This window comes from Corallococcus praedator (genome assembly GCF_003612125.1).
In the GTDB taxonomy this organism is placed as follows: Bacteria; Myxococcota; Myxococcia; order Myxococcales; family Myxococcaceae; genus Corallococcus; species Corallococcus praedator.
The window spans coordinates 1-14,740 of record NZ_RAWI01000059.1 but is presented as its reverse complement, the minus strand read 5'-3'; the positions used below and the strand labels follow the sequence as shown (position 1 = coordinate 14,740).

The window sequence follows — 14,740 nt, the reverse complement described above, 5'->3', positions numbered from 1 at the left end:
GCCCGGCGAGCCCATGACGACCTACCTCGATTTCTTCGAACTCACCCAGGAGCCGTTCTCCAACGCTCCGGTGAGCCGCTTCTATTACAACTCCGCGCAGCACTCGCAGGCCCTCACCCGGCTGATGCACGCCGTGGGTTACATGAAGGGCCTGTCCATCCTCGTGGGCGACATCGGCGCGGGCAAGACGACGCTCGCCCGGCGCATGCTCGACTCGTTGCCCGAGTCCGAATACGAGGCCGCGCTGCTGGTCATCATCCACTCGGGCATCACCGCCCAGTGGCTGCTGCGCCGCATCGCGCTCCAGTTGGGCGTGGAGAATCCGGCCCAGGAGAAGCTGGCGCTGCTGTCGCAGCTCTACCAGCGCCTGCTGCAAATCTATGAGTCCGGCAAGAAGGCCGTCGTCCTCATCGACGAGGCGCAGATGCTGGAGACGCGGGAGATCATGGAGGAGTTCCGGGGGCTGCTGAACCTGGAGGTCCCCGAGCGCAAGCTCATCTCCTTCGTCTTCTTCGGCCTGCCGGAGATTGAGAAGAACCTGAAGCTGGACCCGCCGCTCGCCCAGCGCGTGGCGCTCCGCTACAAGCTGGAGCCCTTCACGGCGGAGTCCACCGAGGCCTACGTGAAGCACCGGCTGCGGCTGGCCGGGTGCCCGCGGATGCCCTTCACGCCAGAGGCGCTGCTGGCCGTGCACGAGCACTCCGGTGGCACGCCGCGCGTCATCAACACCCTGTGCGACAACGCCCTCTTCGAGGCGTTCCTCGCGCGGCAGGAATCCATCGACGCGGAGCTGGTGCACCGCATCGGGACGAACCTGGGCCTGAAGGGTGGCTCGGCTGCCTCCCAGGAGAGCGAGCGGGCGAGCGCGCCCGCCTCGTCGCTGCCCCGGACGGCGAACACGAAAATCGATCTGGCGGAGATCGACCGCTACCTCGAGGGACTCGGTAAGCTCTAGGGGCTTGTCTCCCCCCAGCCGCAACGGTGCGCGCAAGGCGCTGCTGTTGATGCTCCTCGCGGTGTCGGGGAGCATCCTGCTGTTGCGCCAGCCGTTCACCTGGGACGCCGCCTGCACGGTGGCGCGCAGGAACCTGCCGGGCTTGCTGGGCCTGGACGTCGGCATTGGCCGGTGTGAGTTGGATCCGCTGGGCTCGCGCGTGGTGCTGCGCGGCGTGTCGGTGTTCGCGCCCGGTTCGGACACGCCGCTGTTCGCCGCGGACGAGGCGGAGGTGGGGCTGGGCTTCCTGTCGCCCCTGTCCCGCCGCTTCGTGCTGGGCCGCGTGAGCGTGCGCCATCCGCGCGTGGTGTTGGACCTGTCCAAGCCTTCCCCCGACAAGCCCGCTTCGGACGGCACGTGCCCGCTCACGCCGCTGGAGCGCGTGGGCGTGGGGCGCATGAGCATCACCGGCGCGGAGGTGCGGCTGGCGCTGCCCGAGGGCCGCAGCGTGGAGGTGGAGAACCTGGACGTGGGGTGGGTGGAGCGCTGGGGCGTGATGGAGCTGGAGGTCGGCGCCCGGCGGGGCGTGGTGCGCCTGGGCGCGGGCGGCGGCGAGCTGGCGCTGGGGCAGCTGGCCTTCACCGGCGCGTTGGATCCGGACGAGGGGCTGCTCGACGTGGAGCGCGCGGAGGTGACGCTCGACGACATCACCGCCACGGTGTCCGGCCGGGTGGAGACGCTGTGCCATCCCACGCTCGCGCTGGACGCGCAGGTGTTCCTGCCGCTGCGCACGCTGTCTCAGGCGAAGCTCCTGCCTCGGCCCGCCACCGGGCATTTGTGGACGCGCCTGTCGCTGTCCGGGAAGCCCTCCGCGCTGGCGGTGGGCGCGGACGTGTCCGCGAGCAACCTGGCCTATGAGCAGTACGGCCCGCTGAGCCTCACCGCGCGCCTGTCGTACGCGGGGGACCGCGTGCGCGTGGAGTCGCTGGAGGCCCCGCTGGGTGGGGGCAAGGTGAAGCTGTCCGGCGCGCTCAAGCTCACGCCGGAGCTGCCGGTGGAGCTGACGCTCCAGACGGAGGAGGCGTCGTTCGGGCGCATCCTGGAGCGCGCGGGCGTGGCCGGGTCCTGGGTGGACTTCCCCGCGTCCGCGAACGCGCACCTCACCGGCACGCTGCTGCCCCGGCCCTCGCTGTCCGGGCCGTTGGACCTGAGAACCGGCCACTTCACGCTGGCCACGCGCGCGTTCGATGCGCCGGCGCGCGCCGGCAAGACGCTGCTCACCTTCGACAAGGGCCGCGCGCAGACGACCGTGAAGCTGCAGAGCGACCGCGTGTCCTTCTCCCGGCTCACGGTGGAGTCGGGCAAGTCCCGCGTGCACGGCGAGGTGACGCTGTACTTCGACACCGCGCGGGGGCTGGACATCCAGGGCAACGGCGAGGTGGAGCTGTCGGACTTCGGCCACATCGCGGAGCTGCCGTGGGCCGGACGCGGGTCGGTGAACTACTCCGTCGTGGGGCCGCTCGCCGACGTGAAGGTGGACGCGTCGCTGTCGCTGCGCGACTTCGTCTTCTGGGGCTTCAACCTGGGCGTGACGCAGGGGAAGCTGTCGTACTCCAGGGGCGTCCTGTCGTTCCCCTCGCTCACCGGCCAGAAGGGGCGCACGCAGTACTTCGGCAAGGGCGCGCTCACGTTCGCGCGGCTGTTGCACCTGCGCCTGGACCTGAACGTGCCGCAGGGGCGCACCGAGGACCTGGTGGATCTGGTGGCGGGCCTGAGTCCGTCCATCGCCGTGATCCAGGGACAGTTCGGCGGCGCGGCCTCCGGGCGCGTGGAAATAGACAGCCCGCTGGAGAAATTGGAGGGGCTGGTGGCCTTCGACCTGAAGGACACCACGTACCTGGGGCGGCGGCTGGGCGCGGGCGCCGCGCGGCTGCGCTTCGTGGATGGCAAGGAGATGGTGCTGGAGCGCACCGTGCTGGACGGCCGGCTGGGGCGCACCTGGGTGGAGGGCACCTTCGCCTTCGCGGGCGGACTGGACTACCGCTTCGGCGGAGAGAACCTGTCGCTGTCGGAGGCCGTGGGCCCGGAGACCGCGGAGGAAATGGGCATCCAGGGCACGCTGGCGCTCGCGGGCACCGTGGCGGGCACGGCGGACAAGCCGGACATCCGGGCCACGCTGAAGGGCCCGCGCATCACCTTCGCGTCGCGCGACCTGGGCGCCATGGACCTGACGCTGCACCAGGACGGCAAGGCGCTGCGCATCACCGGCCATCCGTTCCGCGACGCGCAGGGCTCACTGTCCATGACGGTGAAGGAGCCCTACCTCTTCGAGTCCACGCTGGACCTGCTGCTGCCCGAAATCCGTCCGCTGCTGCCCCAGGTGCCGGCGCTCGCGGGCGTCACCGGGACGCTCGCGGGGCGGGTGACGCTGCAGGGCCCGCTGTTGCAGCCGGACGCGTACCAGGTGGCGGCCACGCTGCGGGAGCTGACGCTGGCCCGGGGCGACCTGCGCGGCCGCAACCAGGCGCCCATCGTGCTGGCCTACGCCGGAGGCCGGCTGGACGTGCAGCCCTTCCGCTTCAGCGGCGCGTCGGTGGACGTGACGCTGGGCGGGTGGATGAGCCGGACCCGGATGAACATGAGCCTGCGCGAGGGGCGCATGGACGTGCGGCTGCTGGAGCCGCTCCTGCCGGGCATGGAGCGCGTGGGCGGCCAGCTGCGCGTGGACGCGGAGGCCACCGGCCCGCTGGACGCGCCGTCGGTGGTGGGCACCGCGGAGCTGTCCGACGTGCGGATGTCCATGCGCGACCTGCCGCTCACCGTGCGCGCCATGTCCGGACGCCTGGAGATGACGGGCCAGCGCGTGCTGCTGGAGCACCTGCAGGCGCAGGTCAACGAGGGGCAGGTGTCCGCGCGAGGCGACATCCGGCTGGAGCGCTTCGTGCCCAAGCGACTGGCGCTGACGCTGCAACTGGACGCGGTGCCGTACCGGATGACGGAGGACCTGCCGCTCACCGTGTCCGGCCTGCTTCAGGTGGTGGGTCCGCCCACCGGGCCCACCGTCACGGGTGGGCTGGACATCGTCAAGCTGCGCTACCAGAAGCCGCTGGACATCGAATCGCTGCTCAAGACGATGCAGAAGAAGCCGTCGCTCGCGATGGGTGGCGGCGGCGAGCGCGCCCGGGACGCCTTCTTCACCTGGGACGTCAACGTGCACTTCGGCGACGTGCGCGTGGACAACAACCTGGCGAAGGCGCGGCTGCTGGGCGACGTGCGGCTCACCGGCACGGACGTGCGGCCGGGCCTGCTGGGGCGGGTGGAGGCGGCGGAAGGCAGCCAGGCGTTCTTCCGCAACAACCTCTTCACCATCGACCAGGGGCAGCTGGAGTTCCGCGACGCGTCCGGCATCGACCCGGTGTTCGAGGTGCAGGCGCAGACGCAGGTGCGCGAGTTCGTGGTGAAGCTGCACGCGTTCGGCCGGCCGGCCAACCCCCTCATCGTGCTGTCGTCGGAGCCGGTGCTGACCGAAGGCGACATCCTGTCGCTGTTGACGCTGGGTGTGACGAGCGCGGACAAGGACACGGCGGCGTCGGCGAGCTACGGTCTAGCGGCGGAGGCGCTGTTCAACGTCTCCGGCCTGGACCGGCAGGTGCGCCGCTTCCTGCCCAGCAACCCCGTTCTCAGGGATTTGTCCCTGCAGATCGCCACCACCTACAACGACGCCACCCGGCAGGCGGAGCCCACCGCACAACTGGAGTCGAAGTTCCTCTCCGAGCAGCTTAAAATCGGGATGACCCAACCGGTGAGTGGGCGTGGTACCCGGGCACGCGCTGAGTATCGCTTCGACGACCGTCTTTCCGCACAGGCCCAGTGGGACAACGAGAACAGCCAGGCGTCGTTCGGAAACCTCGGGCTCGAGCTGAAGCTGGGCTGGGAGGTCGAGTAGCCGCGCTGACCGCGGTGCTGCTCCTCGTGTGCGCGCAGCCCGCCTTCGCCGCGTCCCCCACTGGCTCGGGCGACAGCGACGACGCCGTCCCCAACGTGATGGCGGTGGAGCTGCACCTGCCCGAAGGCGTGGCCTCCGAGGGCCTTTCGGCGCTCGTCACCCTGCGCAAGGGACAGGCGCTGACGCCGGGCGCGGTGCGCAAGTCCGTGGAGCAGTTGTTCGCCACGGGGCGCTTCGCGGACGTGGTGGCCACCACGGAGGATGTGCCCGGCGGGGTGCGGCTCGTCTTCCAGCTCACGCCGCTGCCGCAGCTGGCCCAGGTGACGGTGCGGGGCAATGACGTGCTCACCACCGCGGAGCTGCTGGAGGCGAGCGGCTTGCTGGAGGGGGGCCCGTTGGATCCGGAGGAGCTGGACACGGCGGCGGCCTCCGTGCGCGAGGCCTACCAGCGCAAGGGCTATGACGCCGTCTCCGTCCAGGTGGAGGAGCAGCCGGTGCCCGCGGGCGGCGTGGCGGTGACGCTGGTGGTGGAGGAGGGCAAGCCCACCCGCGTGCGGCAGGTGACGTTCTCCGGCAGCCCCGCGCTGCCCCTGCCGCGCCTCGTGGAGGCGCTGGGGATGACGCCCGGTGAGGTCTTCGACCGGGCCCGGTTGGACCTGGGCCTGGAGCGGCTGCGGGTGCTCCTGCGCGAGGGCCGTCACTGGCGCGCGTGGGTGGGGCCTCCCATCATCGTCGTGGAGGACAGCGAGGCGTCCGTGGCGGTGCCGCTGGCGGCGGGGCCGGCCTTCCACCTGCGCTTCACGGGCAACCGCCACTTCCCGGCCACGCTGCTGGCGCGGGTGGTGGACTACGACGGCGAGGAGGCGCTGGACGAGTCCGTGGCGGCGCGGCTCGGGCGGCGGCTGGAGGCGTTCTACCGGCGGCGTGGCTTCCATGACGCGCGCGTGCGGGCGCTGGAGATGATCCGCCCGGACGGCGACGCGGCGGTGCTGGGCTTCCAGGTGGAGGAGGGGCCTCCCCTGCGGGTGACGGAGGTGCGCTTCCACGGCAACGTGGCCGTGTCGTCGGAGGCGCTGCGCGCGCAGCTCACCAACCACGTGGCGGTGGCGGAGACGTGGCCGGAGCTGGAGCTGCCCATGCGCGAGGACCCGCTGGAGACCGAGGGGCGTGGGCGCCGCCACGGGACGAGCGTGGTGTCTCCGCCGGACCCGTCCACGGTGTACGTGGAGGACCTGTGGCTGGAGGCCGTGGACGCGATGACGACGGCCTACCGCGAGCAGGGCTTCGCCTCCGCGCTGGTGACCTTTCGCGGCCTCACGGTGGACACGGTGCACCACACGGCGGAGGCGGACTTCGACGTGGAGGAGGGGCCCCGGGCGCTCTTGCGCGACACCGTCTTCGAGGGCCTGCCCCCGGAGGTGAACCCGTCGTGGGTGACGCTGCTGCTGCCCAAGGACATGCCGCTGAGCTTCGAGCGGGTGGAGCAGGCGCAGGCCGCGCTGGAGCGGGGGATGGGCCGCGAGGGCTACCTCTTCGCGCGCGTGAGCAACGCGGTGTCGGTGGACGGGGAGGGCACGTCCGCGCAGGTGGCGTTCCGCGTGGATGCCGGGCCCCGCGTGCACGTGGGGCAGGTGCTGCTCCAGGGGCTGAAGCGCTCGGATCCGGACGTGGTGCTGGCGCAGCTGGATTTGAAGCCCGGGTCCCCCCTGTCGGTGGAGGCGCTGGCGGATGCGCAGCGGCGCTTGTCGCGGTTGGGGCTGTTCCGTCAGGCGGAGATTTCGCTGGCGGACCCCAACCGGCGTGAGGCCTCCAAGGACGTGCTGGTGACGGTGCAGGAGCGCCCGCGCATCGACGGCGAGGTGTCCGGCGGCTACTTCCTCGTGGACGGTCCGCGCATCACGCTGGACACGGCGTGGCGCAACCTGGATGGCCGGGGCCTGAACCTGCTGGCGCGCGGCAAGGTGAACTACGCGGGCGCGAGCGCGGAGGCGCTGTCGTCCTCGCGCCTGCCCACCGGGTGCAGCACCGGCGAGCTGTCCGGCGAGGCGTGCGAGACCGACCTGGATGGCTTCAGCGGCCTGGGCGGACGCGGCAACCTGGCGCTGTCGCAGCCCCGGCTGTCCTTCGTGGCGCCGCAGGAGATTGGCGCCCGGTTGGACCTGATTGGCGAGCGCGTGCACCGGCCGTCCTACCTGTCCACCCGGTTCGCGGCGGTGGTGGGCGCGGACTGGGCGCTGGCGTCGTGGGTGAACGTGTCGCTCCAGTACGAACTGGAGAACAACCGGCTGCGCTCGCGCGCGGGCGTGCTGGAGCTGGTGAACCGCGCGGACCAGGAGCGGCTGCGCTACCCGTACGGTGACTTCGCGCTGCACTCGCTCCGGCCGTCGGCGACGTTGGACTTCCGGGATGATCCGGCCAACCCCCGGCGCGGCATGGTGCTCAGCACCAGCGCGGAGTTCATGCGCGGCATCAGCGTGCACCCCACGGACGTGGCGGGCAACCGCGTGCCGGAGTTCCCCATCGACGGCGTGAAGCTGTCGGGCAGCGTCAGCGCGTACGCGCCGCTGGGGCGCCGCGCGAGCGTGGCGGTGAGCGCGCGGGCGGGCACCATCGTGCCGCTGACGCAGGGCTCGCAGAACATCGGCTCCAAGCTGTTCTACCTGGGCGGTTCGTCCAGCTTGCGCGGCTTCCGCGAAGACGGCGTGCTGCCGCAGGACGTGCGCGAGGTGCTCCACCAGCGGCTGGCCGCGTGCCGCGCGGTGATCACGCCCGCAGGCTGCCCGGATGACCTGAAGGCGGTGCTCTCCGGCCAGGTGCCCGCGAGCCAGGGCGGTGAGCTCTACACGCTGGGCAAGGCGGAATTGCGCGTGCCCGCGGTGGCGGCGGTGGACCTGGGCCTGTTCTTCGAGGTGGGCAACCTGTGGCAGGACCGCACCCTCTTCGACGCGAAGGTGCTGCGCTACGCGGCGGGCGTGGGCCTGCGCTACGTGACGCCCGTGGGCCCGCTGGCCTTCGACGTGGGCTTCAACCTGGACCGCGACGAAGAGCTCAACGAAGCCCCCACGCAGTTCCACTTCAGCATCGGTACGTTCTGACCGGAGGCCCCTTGCGACCCGAACATCCGCGCCGTGGGATGGCTGGAGGGTGGGCCCTGCTGGGGCTGCTCGCGCTCGCGTGTCAGCACGGGCCGGATGCCTCCGCGAAGCCGCCGCGTCCCAAGTGGATGCCGCCGGAGGGCGCCTGTCCTCGCGGGGCGCAGCTCCAGATGGAGCGGCTGGGGCTGAAGATTGGAGATCGCATCCCGGTCATCGTGGACAGCATCCAGGACCACCCGGGCCCGGCCCGGTACAACTACAGCTTCGTCATCGCGCTGCCGCAGGGGGAAGGGGAGAAGCGGCTGCCGGAGGCGCGCATCGGTGGGCGGCTCTTCGTGACGAAGCACCGCGTGTTCGGCCGGTATGACCGCATCTTCACGCCGGAGAGCGGGGCCACGTCGGTGCCCTTCTGCGGCGTGCTGCTGGACTCGCGCTGGGACCGGGATGGCGAAGGGCTCATCGCGTACCCCAGCCCCATGAAGGGCTTCTCCGTGGTGCAGGACAACACCGGCATCATCCAGGTGGTGGACCGCTACCCGTGAGGCCCGTGGGCTTCAGTCCACGTGCAGCGTGTAGCCCTGCTGGGTGCTGCTCAGCAGGTCCTGGACGTTGAGCATGAAGGTGAAGTCGCCCGCGGCCGTGGGCTTGCCGGAGAGGATGCCCTTCTTCGAGTCCAGGAGGATGCCCGGAGGCAGCGCCCCGTCCTTGATGCTCCACGTGAACGAGTTGGTACCGCTGATCGTCTGGAAGACGTAGGCGTAGTCGGAGCCGACGCGACCGTCGGGCACGCCGCGAGAGAGCAGCTTGACGAACGCCGTGACGTCCGAGAGCGCGATGGAGAGCGTGCGGCTGGCGCTCTGGGGCGGCGTGTCGCTGTCCGTCACCACCACCGTGAAGGTCTGCAACCCCTCTTGTTCCGTGGTGCCCTCGAAGCCGCCGTTCGCCGCCAGCGTCAGCCCCGCCGGCAGCGACTGCTCCGGGACGAGGGCGAAGCGGTACGGTGCCTTGCCTCCGGTGGCGGAGACGGTCTCGGTGTAGGGATTCTTCCTGGGCGCGTCCGCGAGCGGCGCGGGCCCCGCGAGGCGCAGCACGGGCCGGACGCTCAGCCGCAGGCTGCCGCTGGCGCGCTTCACCGGGGTGCTCGCGTCGGTGACTTCCACCGGGAAGAAGACATCTCCCGCGCGCGAAGGCGTGCCGGTGAGCAGGCCCCCGGTCCCGAGCGAGAAGCCCGCCGGGAGCTGAGCAATGGCGTTGAACGTGTACGGAGGGGTTCCGCCCCGGGCCTGGAGCTGCTCCGCGTAGTAGACGGTTTCGGTGCCGCCCTGCAGGAGGTTGGACTCCAGCGAGAGCGCGGCGGTGCCCGCGTCCGGCGTCGTGCCTCCATCCGGTTGTGTGCCCGCATCGACGGTGCCGGCATCGACGGCGCCCGCGTCCGCCTCGCCCGAATCCGGCGTCGTCCCGCCATCCTGCTCCGTCCCCGCGTCCTCGTCCTCCCCGGAGATGGGTGGGGCGCACTGACGGCCTTCGCCACAGGCCGGCAGGCACCGGTTCACATCGGTGAGGCAGTAGGTGCCCGTCGGACAGCCACCCGTTGCATCACACGCGGCGAACCGTGAGAGGTCGGGCGCGAACGTGCAGGATTGCACCGTGAGGAGGAAGGCGCTGATCAGCGCTGCCTGGAGCCTCCTCCTGGCGGGCGTCATGCTCGGTCCTGGCACCACGTTCGATGCACGGCGATGCGTCCTCATGGCCACTCCCAGATGAACGACACCGCGCCCCCGAGTCCGAGCAGCGCGCCCACGCCCATCAGCACGTTCGACGTGCGCGCCTGACGCCGGCCCGCATTCAGCCGTGAGGCGAAGCAGTTCGAGAAGTCCTCGCCGGCCGCGACGCACTCGCCCCCGTCCTTCGACACCCGGGACTCCGTGCTCCGCGCCGCGATTCCAAAGCCCACGCCCACCGCGAGCGCCACGCCACCCGCGCCCATCATCACCTTGGGCAGCAGGCGCGAACCCTTGGGTGAAGGCGCCTGTCGCGCGGTGGTCGTCGTGCTCAAGGGCGCCCAGGCCTCCTGCACCGCTTGCCGGGCCCGCGTGTCCGCCTCGCCCGGCGTCAGGGCCGGCGCCTCGAATTGCGCGCGCGTCTCCGTGCCGTGCGCATCCGTCACCGTGAGCGCCACGCTGCGCTTGCCACCCACGCCCAGCGCGACGCCGCGCACGAGCCTGCGTGCGCCCAGCGACACGGCCTGCGCGCTCCGGCACTCCGTGTTGCCACACGACGACAGCGACGCGCCGGAACCGCGCAGCCGCGCCACGGTGTCCTCGCGCGACTCCACACACGCATCCGGCAGGGCGGACACCGCGCGACGCGTGGCGTCCTCCAGCGCGCGGGCGTCGGCGGAAGGCAGCGCCACTCGCTCGAAGGGCATCAGCACCACGCGCGTGTCCGCGTCGCAGGCGACAGCGCCCTGCGCGAGCCAGAGCAGGAGGGAGGCGGCGGACGCGCTCATGGCACCAGCGATGCGTCGGCTTCGTCGGACGGCGGCGTGATGCCGAAGCTGGCCATGTAGCCCCGGTAGAAGCGCTGTCCGAAGGGCACGGAGAAGAGCTTGTCCCGGAAGGCATCCTCCACGGCGCCCCGGGCCGCCACGCTGGCGTCGGTCCAGGCCAGGCCCCCCGCGTCCACCACCTCCGCCGGGCGCGTGACGCTGAACGTGGCTTCGCGGCCCATGCCCTGCAGGTAGTAGCCCCGCCCCACGGGCAGCGACACCACCAGCGGACGCTCGCGCTCCTTGTGCAGCTCCACCACGCGGATGCCTCGCGCGTCCTCCACCCACAGCCGGCCCTCCAGGCCCGTGGGCACGAGCAGGTAGCCCAGCGACGCGGCGGTCCCCAGGTCCGTCAGCGCGAACGCGCGGTCCAGCGCGGGCGGCTGGATGAACACGCGCGGCTGTCCGCGCACATCGTCCAGGCCCTGGCTGGCGGCGGCCACGAAGGCCCGCAGCTCCGCGTAGTCCACCCGTCCGTCACCGTTGACGTCGCCCGCGCCCGACAGCGCCGAGCGCACCATGTGGCTGAAGATGCCGGAGCGGATGGCGCTCCATTCATGGCTCTCCTGCTCCGACGACGTGGACAGCACCACGCCCACCTGCGGGAAGCGCTCCAGTTCGCGGCCGCCCAGCAGGCCCTTCACCGCGTCCGCGTACGCGGGGCCCACCGGCAGCGAGCCGCGCGAGTGCACGAAGAAGTACGAATCACACGCGTCCACGATGAGCTGGATGAAGGACGCCTTGCTGGGCGCGAGCACGCGCGAGAACAGCTCCGTGCGCGTCAGGGGCCCGTCCAGCAGGCTCACCGTGCCCTCTCCCGCGGCGCCGCGCTTGCCGTGGCCCACGAAGACGAAGGACAGCACCGGCACCTGTCCTTTGGCCCGGTCCTGGGCCATGCGGCCGTTCAGCCGCGTGAGCGCATCCTCCAGCGAGGCGTGCGTGGGGGGCCGCGTCTTCGCGGCGAGCCCCGGGTGCAGCGCCTGCGTGTCGGCGTCCAGCACGCTGAGCAGGACGACCTCGCGCGAGCGGGGCGCGAACAGCTCGTAGTACCGGGCGCCGTCGTCGTCGGCGTAGCGCAGCGGGGCCTGGGACTTCTCCGTGCCCGTGTTGCTGGCGACGATGAGCGCGTAGTGGACCTGTTCGGGCGCGGCGCTCGCGGCGGTTCCCACCAGGAGGAGCACACCCAGGGCCAGGGTCCTGTGGGAGGGCAATCGCATGGGGAGATGGCGCGGTGCGCCGCAGGAAAGGATGCCACGGAAAACGTCCGACAATCCACTCGGGCCCGCTCGCGACAACATGCGGATGACGGGACCGCGACGGTCGCGGTAAGCCCTTGAGGGATGGAGTGGGATGACGACACGCTGCGCCGTTTTCGTGAGGGCTCTCCAGAGGTCCTGGCGGACGTGTATCGCGCGCACGCGGAGCCGCTCGCCCGCCTGCTCAAGGCGGCCGCATGGCGGGGGGCCTTCACCCGCTTGAGGAACGCGATGGAGCTGGAGAACACCCTGCTGGAGACCTTCGCTCGCGCCTTCGAGCCGCGCACGCGCGCGGCCTACAACGGCACGCGCCCCTATGCCCACTTCCTGATGGGCATCGCGCGCAACGTCCTCCTGGAACAGTCGCGCGAGCGGGAGCTGGTGGGCCGGGACGTGCCCTTCGAGGGCCTCACCGAGGCGTCGGGCGAGGATGGCGGGCTGGCGGAGGTGCTGGAGGACCGCGAGGTGGAGGGGCTGCTCGCGGTGTTCAAGGATGGACTGTCGCGTGAGGAACACCGGCTGTTCGAGCTGCGCTTCGGCGAGGGCGTGGCCCAGGAAGACGCGGCCACGGCGCTGGGCCTCACGCGCATCCAGGTGCGGCGGCGGGAGTTCGGGTTGAAGTCCAGGCTGCTCGGGTTCCTCCAGTCGAAGGGGTACCTGGAGGACCTGGAGACGCAGGGCTGGAGCTTCTTCAGGCGGGGTGCACGATGAGCGGCTGTGACGACCGTCGGGCGAAGCAGGCGATGGCCGCCCTCTTCGAGAAGGGCTCCGAGGGGCTGGACACGGCCGGCTTCGAACAACTGCGCGCGCACCTGGCGGCCTGCCCTTCATGCCAGGACACCTACGACCGGTTGTCCCGCGTGGAGTCCGCGCTGGAGCAGCGCGCGCTGCCCCGGTCCCGGAGCGCGCTCCTGGAGCAGGCGCTGTGGGTGCGGATGGGGAAGGCGGCCAGCCCCGCCCCGCGCACGGTGGTGGCGGAGCCCGCGCGCCGGTGGTTCACGTCCCCGTTTCTCGTGCCCCTGTCGCTGGGCGCGGCGGCGGCCATGGTGGCGCTGATGGTCGTGGTGCCTTCGCTCCAGCGCCCGGAGGAGACGGCGCCGGAGTGGCAGGCGCGCTCGGCGGCTCCGGGCGTGGGGGCCTGGGGCGTGCGGGCCTTCTGCATCGCGCCCGCGGGGGCGGTGGTGGCGGAGGCGCGGCCTGGCGGGACGCTGGCGTGCGCGGAGGGCCACGCGGTGCAGTTCAGCTACACCGCGCCGGAGCGCGCGCGCCTGTCGCTGGACGGCACGTCCGTGACGGGGGAGGCGCTGCACTTCTTCCCGCGGGAAGGTTCGGCCTCCGACGTCGCGGCCGGCGTGGATGTCACCCTGCCGTTCAGCACGCCGGTCCAGGGCGGGTGGCTCACGGGCCCCGTGCTGGTGCGCGCGAACTTCACGGACGCGCAGGGCCGGACGGTCGCGGACACCCTGGTGACGCTCACGCCCGCAGCTCCCTGAAACGAACAACCCCTCCCCCGTGCGACCACGGGGGAGGGGCGGGGACTGCCGAGCTTTGTGGGGTCCGAAACGACGGACGCGGCGCGGCGGTCCACTTCCTTGGTGCCGGCGGAACCGCATGACGCGTCGAGGAGGTCCTCGGGCCGCGCACGCCATGCCCCGGCGATGGAGTTCGTGAAGGTGACGCGGCATCCAGGACGCGTCCTGGAGTCAGGTGTCGCGAGCCGGATTTCGTGGATCGCGACGCCGCCGGCTTCTTCTGAAGCGGCGGAATCCGGGGGCCTGACCAAGCCGAGGGGGCTTTCGCGCCCCGGGCGGGTGACAGTGTCTGGAGCGGGAGGAGGCCCCGGGTGGGTCGCCGGTATACAGTCCGCTCCGTGTTCTACGCGTGTGTAAGGGCGGTGGTGTCGCTGGCCCTGCGACTCTTCTACCGGGTGAAGGTGAATGCCCCGGCCGAGGAGCCTTCCGGGCCGGTGCTCTTCGTGGGCAACCATCCGAACGGGCTCATCGACCCGGCGCTGGTGTTCATCCTCACGCGGCGCAAGGTGACGTTCCTGGCCAAGGCGCCGCTGTTCAAGCTGCCCGTCATCGGGTGGCTGCTCAAGGGGCTGGACGCGCTGCCGGTGTACCGCAAGCAGGATGACCCGGCGCAGATGGGGCGCAACGAGGGCACCCTGGACGCGGCGAAGGGCGCGCTCGTGCAGGGGCGGGCCATCACCATCTTCCCGGAGGGCAAGAGCCACTCGGAGCCGGGGCTCGCGGAGCTGAAGACGGGCGCGGCGAGAATCGCGCTCAACGCCGCGCGCGAGGGTGCCCCGGTGCGCATCGTCCCGGTGGGGCTCACCTACGCGGAGAAGAACGTCTTTCGCAGCGAGGTGCTCATCGACCAGGGAGCGCCCATCGACGTGACGGCCTTCCTGCCGAAGGACGCGGAGGCCGCGACGGAGCAGGAGTCGGTGCGCGCGTTGACGGAGCGGGTGGCCGAAGGGCTGCGCGCGGTGACGCTGAACCTGGAGCAGTGGGAGGACCTGCCGGTGGTGCAGGTGGCGGAGCAGCTCTACGCCTTCCGGCAGGGCGGCCCGTTGGATGCGGAGCGGCTGCGGCTGTGGGCGCGCGGGGTGCGGCTGTTCCGCACGCAGGAGCCGGAGCGCTACGAGCGCCTGCGGCTGCACCTGTCGTCGTTCCGCAAGCGGATGGCGCTGGTGCAGGTGACGCGGCCGGAGGAGCTGTCCGTGCAGTACCGCGCGGGCAACGTGGCGCCCTTCGTGGTGAAGACGCTGCTGACGCTGGTGTTCGGGCTGCCGTTGTTCGTGGCGGGGCTGGTGCTGTTCGGGCTGCCGTACCCGGTGCCCCGGATGGCGGCGAAGAGCGCGGAGCTGGATGTGCAGGCCACGGTGAAGTTCCTCACCGCGCTGGTGGTGTCGCTGGTGTGGTGGGGGCTGCTCACCGGCGCGGCGGCGCTGTGGGG

At 71.6% G+C, this 14,740-nt stretch carries 10 protein-coding genes; 7 read left to right on the top strand and 3 right to left on the bottom strand.

Features of this window, described 5'->3' with window-relative positions:
- The first annotated feature begins 13 nt into the window (after positions 1-13).
- The 4 genes from D7Y13_RS10670 to D7Y13_RS10655 are packed head-to-tail and all read left to right on the top strand — an operon-like array spanning position 14 to position 8,517.
- A complete protein-coding gene (locus D7Y13_RS10670) occupies positions 14-955 on the top strand; it encodes an ExeA family protein (RefSeq protein WP_120533506.1) in 942 nt (313 codons plus the stop codon).
- Between the two features lie 49 nt (positions 956-1,004).
- Complete coding sequence (locus tag D7Y13_RS10665) at positions 1,005-4,880, top strand: translocation/assembly module TamB domain-containing protein (RefSeq protein WP_199732733.1); 3,876 nt, start codon at positions 1,005-1,007, stop codon at positions 4,878-4,880.
- 14 nt (positions 4,881-4,894) lie between these two features.
- Entirely contained in the window at positions 4,895-7,975 is a 3,081-nt protein-coding gene (locus tag D7Y13_RS10660) for a POTRA domain-containing protein (RefSeq protein ID WP_233595446.1), read from the top strand.
- Positions 7,976-8,013: 38 nt separating this feature from the next.
- Positions 8,014-8,517 (top strand): hypothetical protein, encoded by a 504-nt coding sequence (locus D7Y13_RS10655; protein WP_120533508.1) that lies wholly within the window; start codon positions 8,014-8,016, stop codon positions 8,515-8,517.
- Between the two features lie 12 nt (positions 8,518-8,529).
- On the opposite strand, the gene D7Y13_RS10650 is transcribed toward D7Y13_RS10655, so the two are convergent.
- The 3 genes from D7Y13_RS10650 to D7Y13_RS10640 are packed head-to-tail and all read right to left on the bottom strand — an operon-like array spanning position 8,530 to position 11,704.
- Positions 8,530-9,678 carry an Ig domain-containing protein gene (locus D7Y13_RS10650; protein ID WP_120583145.1) on the bottom strand — a complete coding sequence of 383 codons (1,149 nt, stop codon included), beginning with the start codon at positions 9,676-9,678 and terminating at the stop codon, positions 8,530-8,532.
- A gap of 41 nt (positions 9,679-9,719) precedes the next feature.
- The gene (locus D7Y13_RS10645; RefSeq protein ID WP_120533510.1) at positions 9,720-10,484 is read right to left on the bottom strand and encodes a hypothetical protein; all 765 of its coding nucleotides are present in this window, start codon (positions 10,482-10,484) and stop codon (positions 9,720-9,722) included.
- Complete coding sequence (locus tag D7Y13_RS10640) at positions 10,481-11,704, bottom strand: hypothetical protein (RefSeq protein ID WP_244222339.1); 1,224 nt, start codon at positions 11,702-11,704, stop codon at positions 10,481-10,483. The genes D7Y13_RS10645 and D7Y13_RS10640 overlap by 4 nt, the downstream gene beginning before the upstream one ends.
- Before the next feature lie 159 nt (positions 11,705-11,863).
- Here D7Y13_RS10640 and D7Y13_RS10635 point away from each other — a divergent pair, with 159 nt between their 5' ends.
- The 3 genes from D7Y13_RS10635 to D7Y13_RS10625 form a co-directional block, all read left to right on the top strand.
- Positions 11,864-12,490 (top strand): RNA polymerase sigma factor, encoded by a 627-nt coding sequence (locus tag D7Y13_RS10635; protein ID WP_120533511.1) that lies wholly within the window; start codon positions 11,864-11,866, stop codon positions 12,488-12,490.
- Entirely contained in the window at positions 12,487-13,272 is a 786-nt protein-coding gene (locus D7Y13_RS10630) for an anti-sigma factor (RefSeq protein WP_120583144.1), read from the top strand. The genes D7Y13_RS10635 and D7Y13_RS10630 overlap by 4 nt, the downstream gene beginning before the upstream one ends.
- A gap of 377 nt (positions 13,273-13,649) precedes the next feature.
- Positions 13,650-14,740: lysophospholipid acyltransferase family protein (locus D7Y13_RS10625; RefSeq protein WP_120538471.1), on the top strand; the 1,091-nt coding region annotated here is incomplete at its 3' end.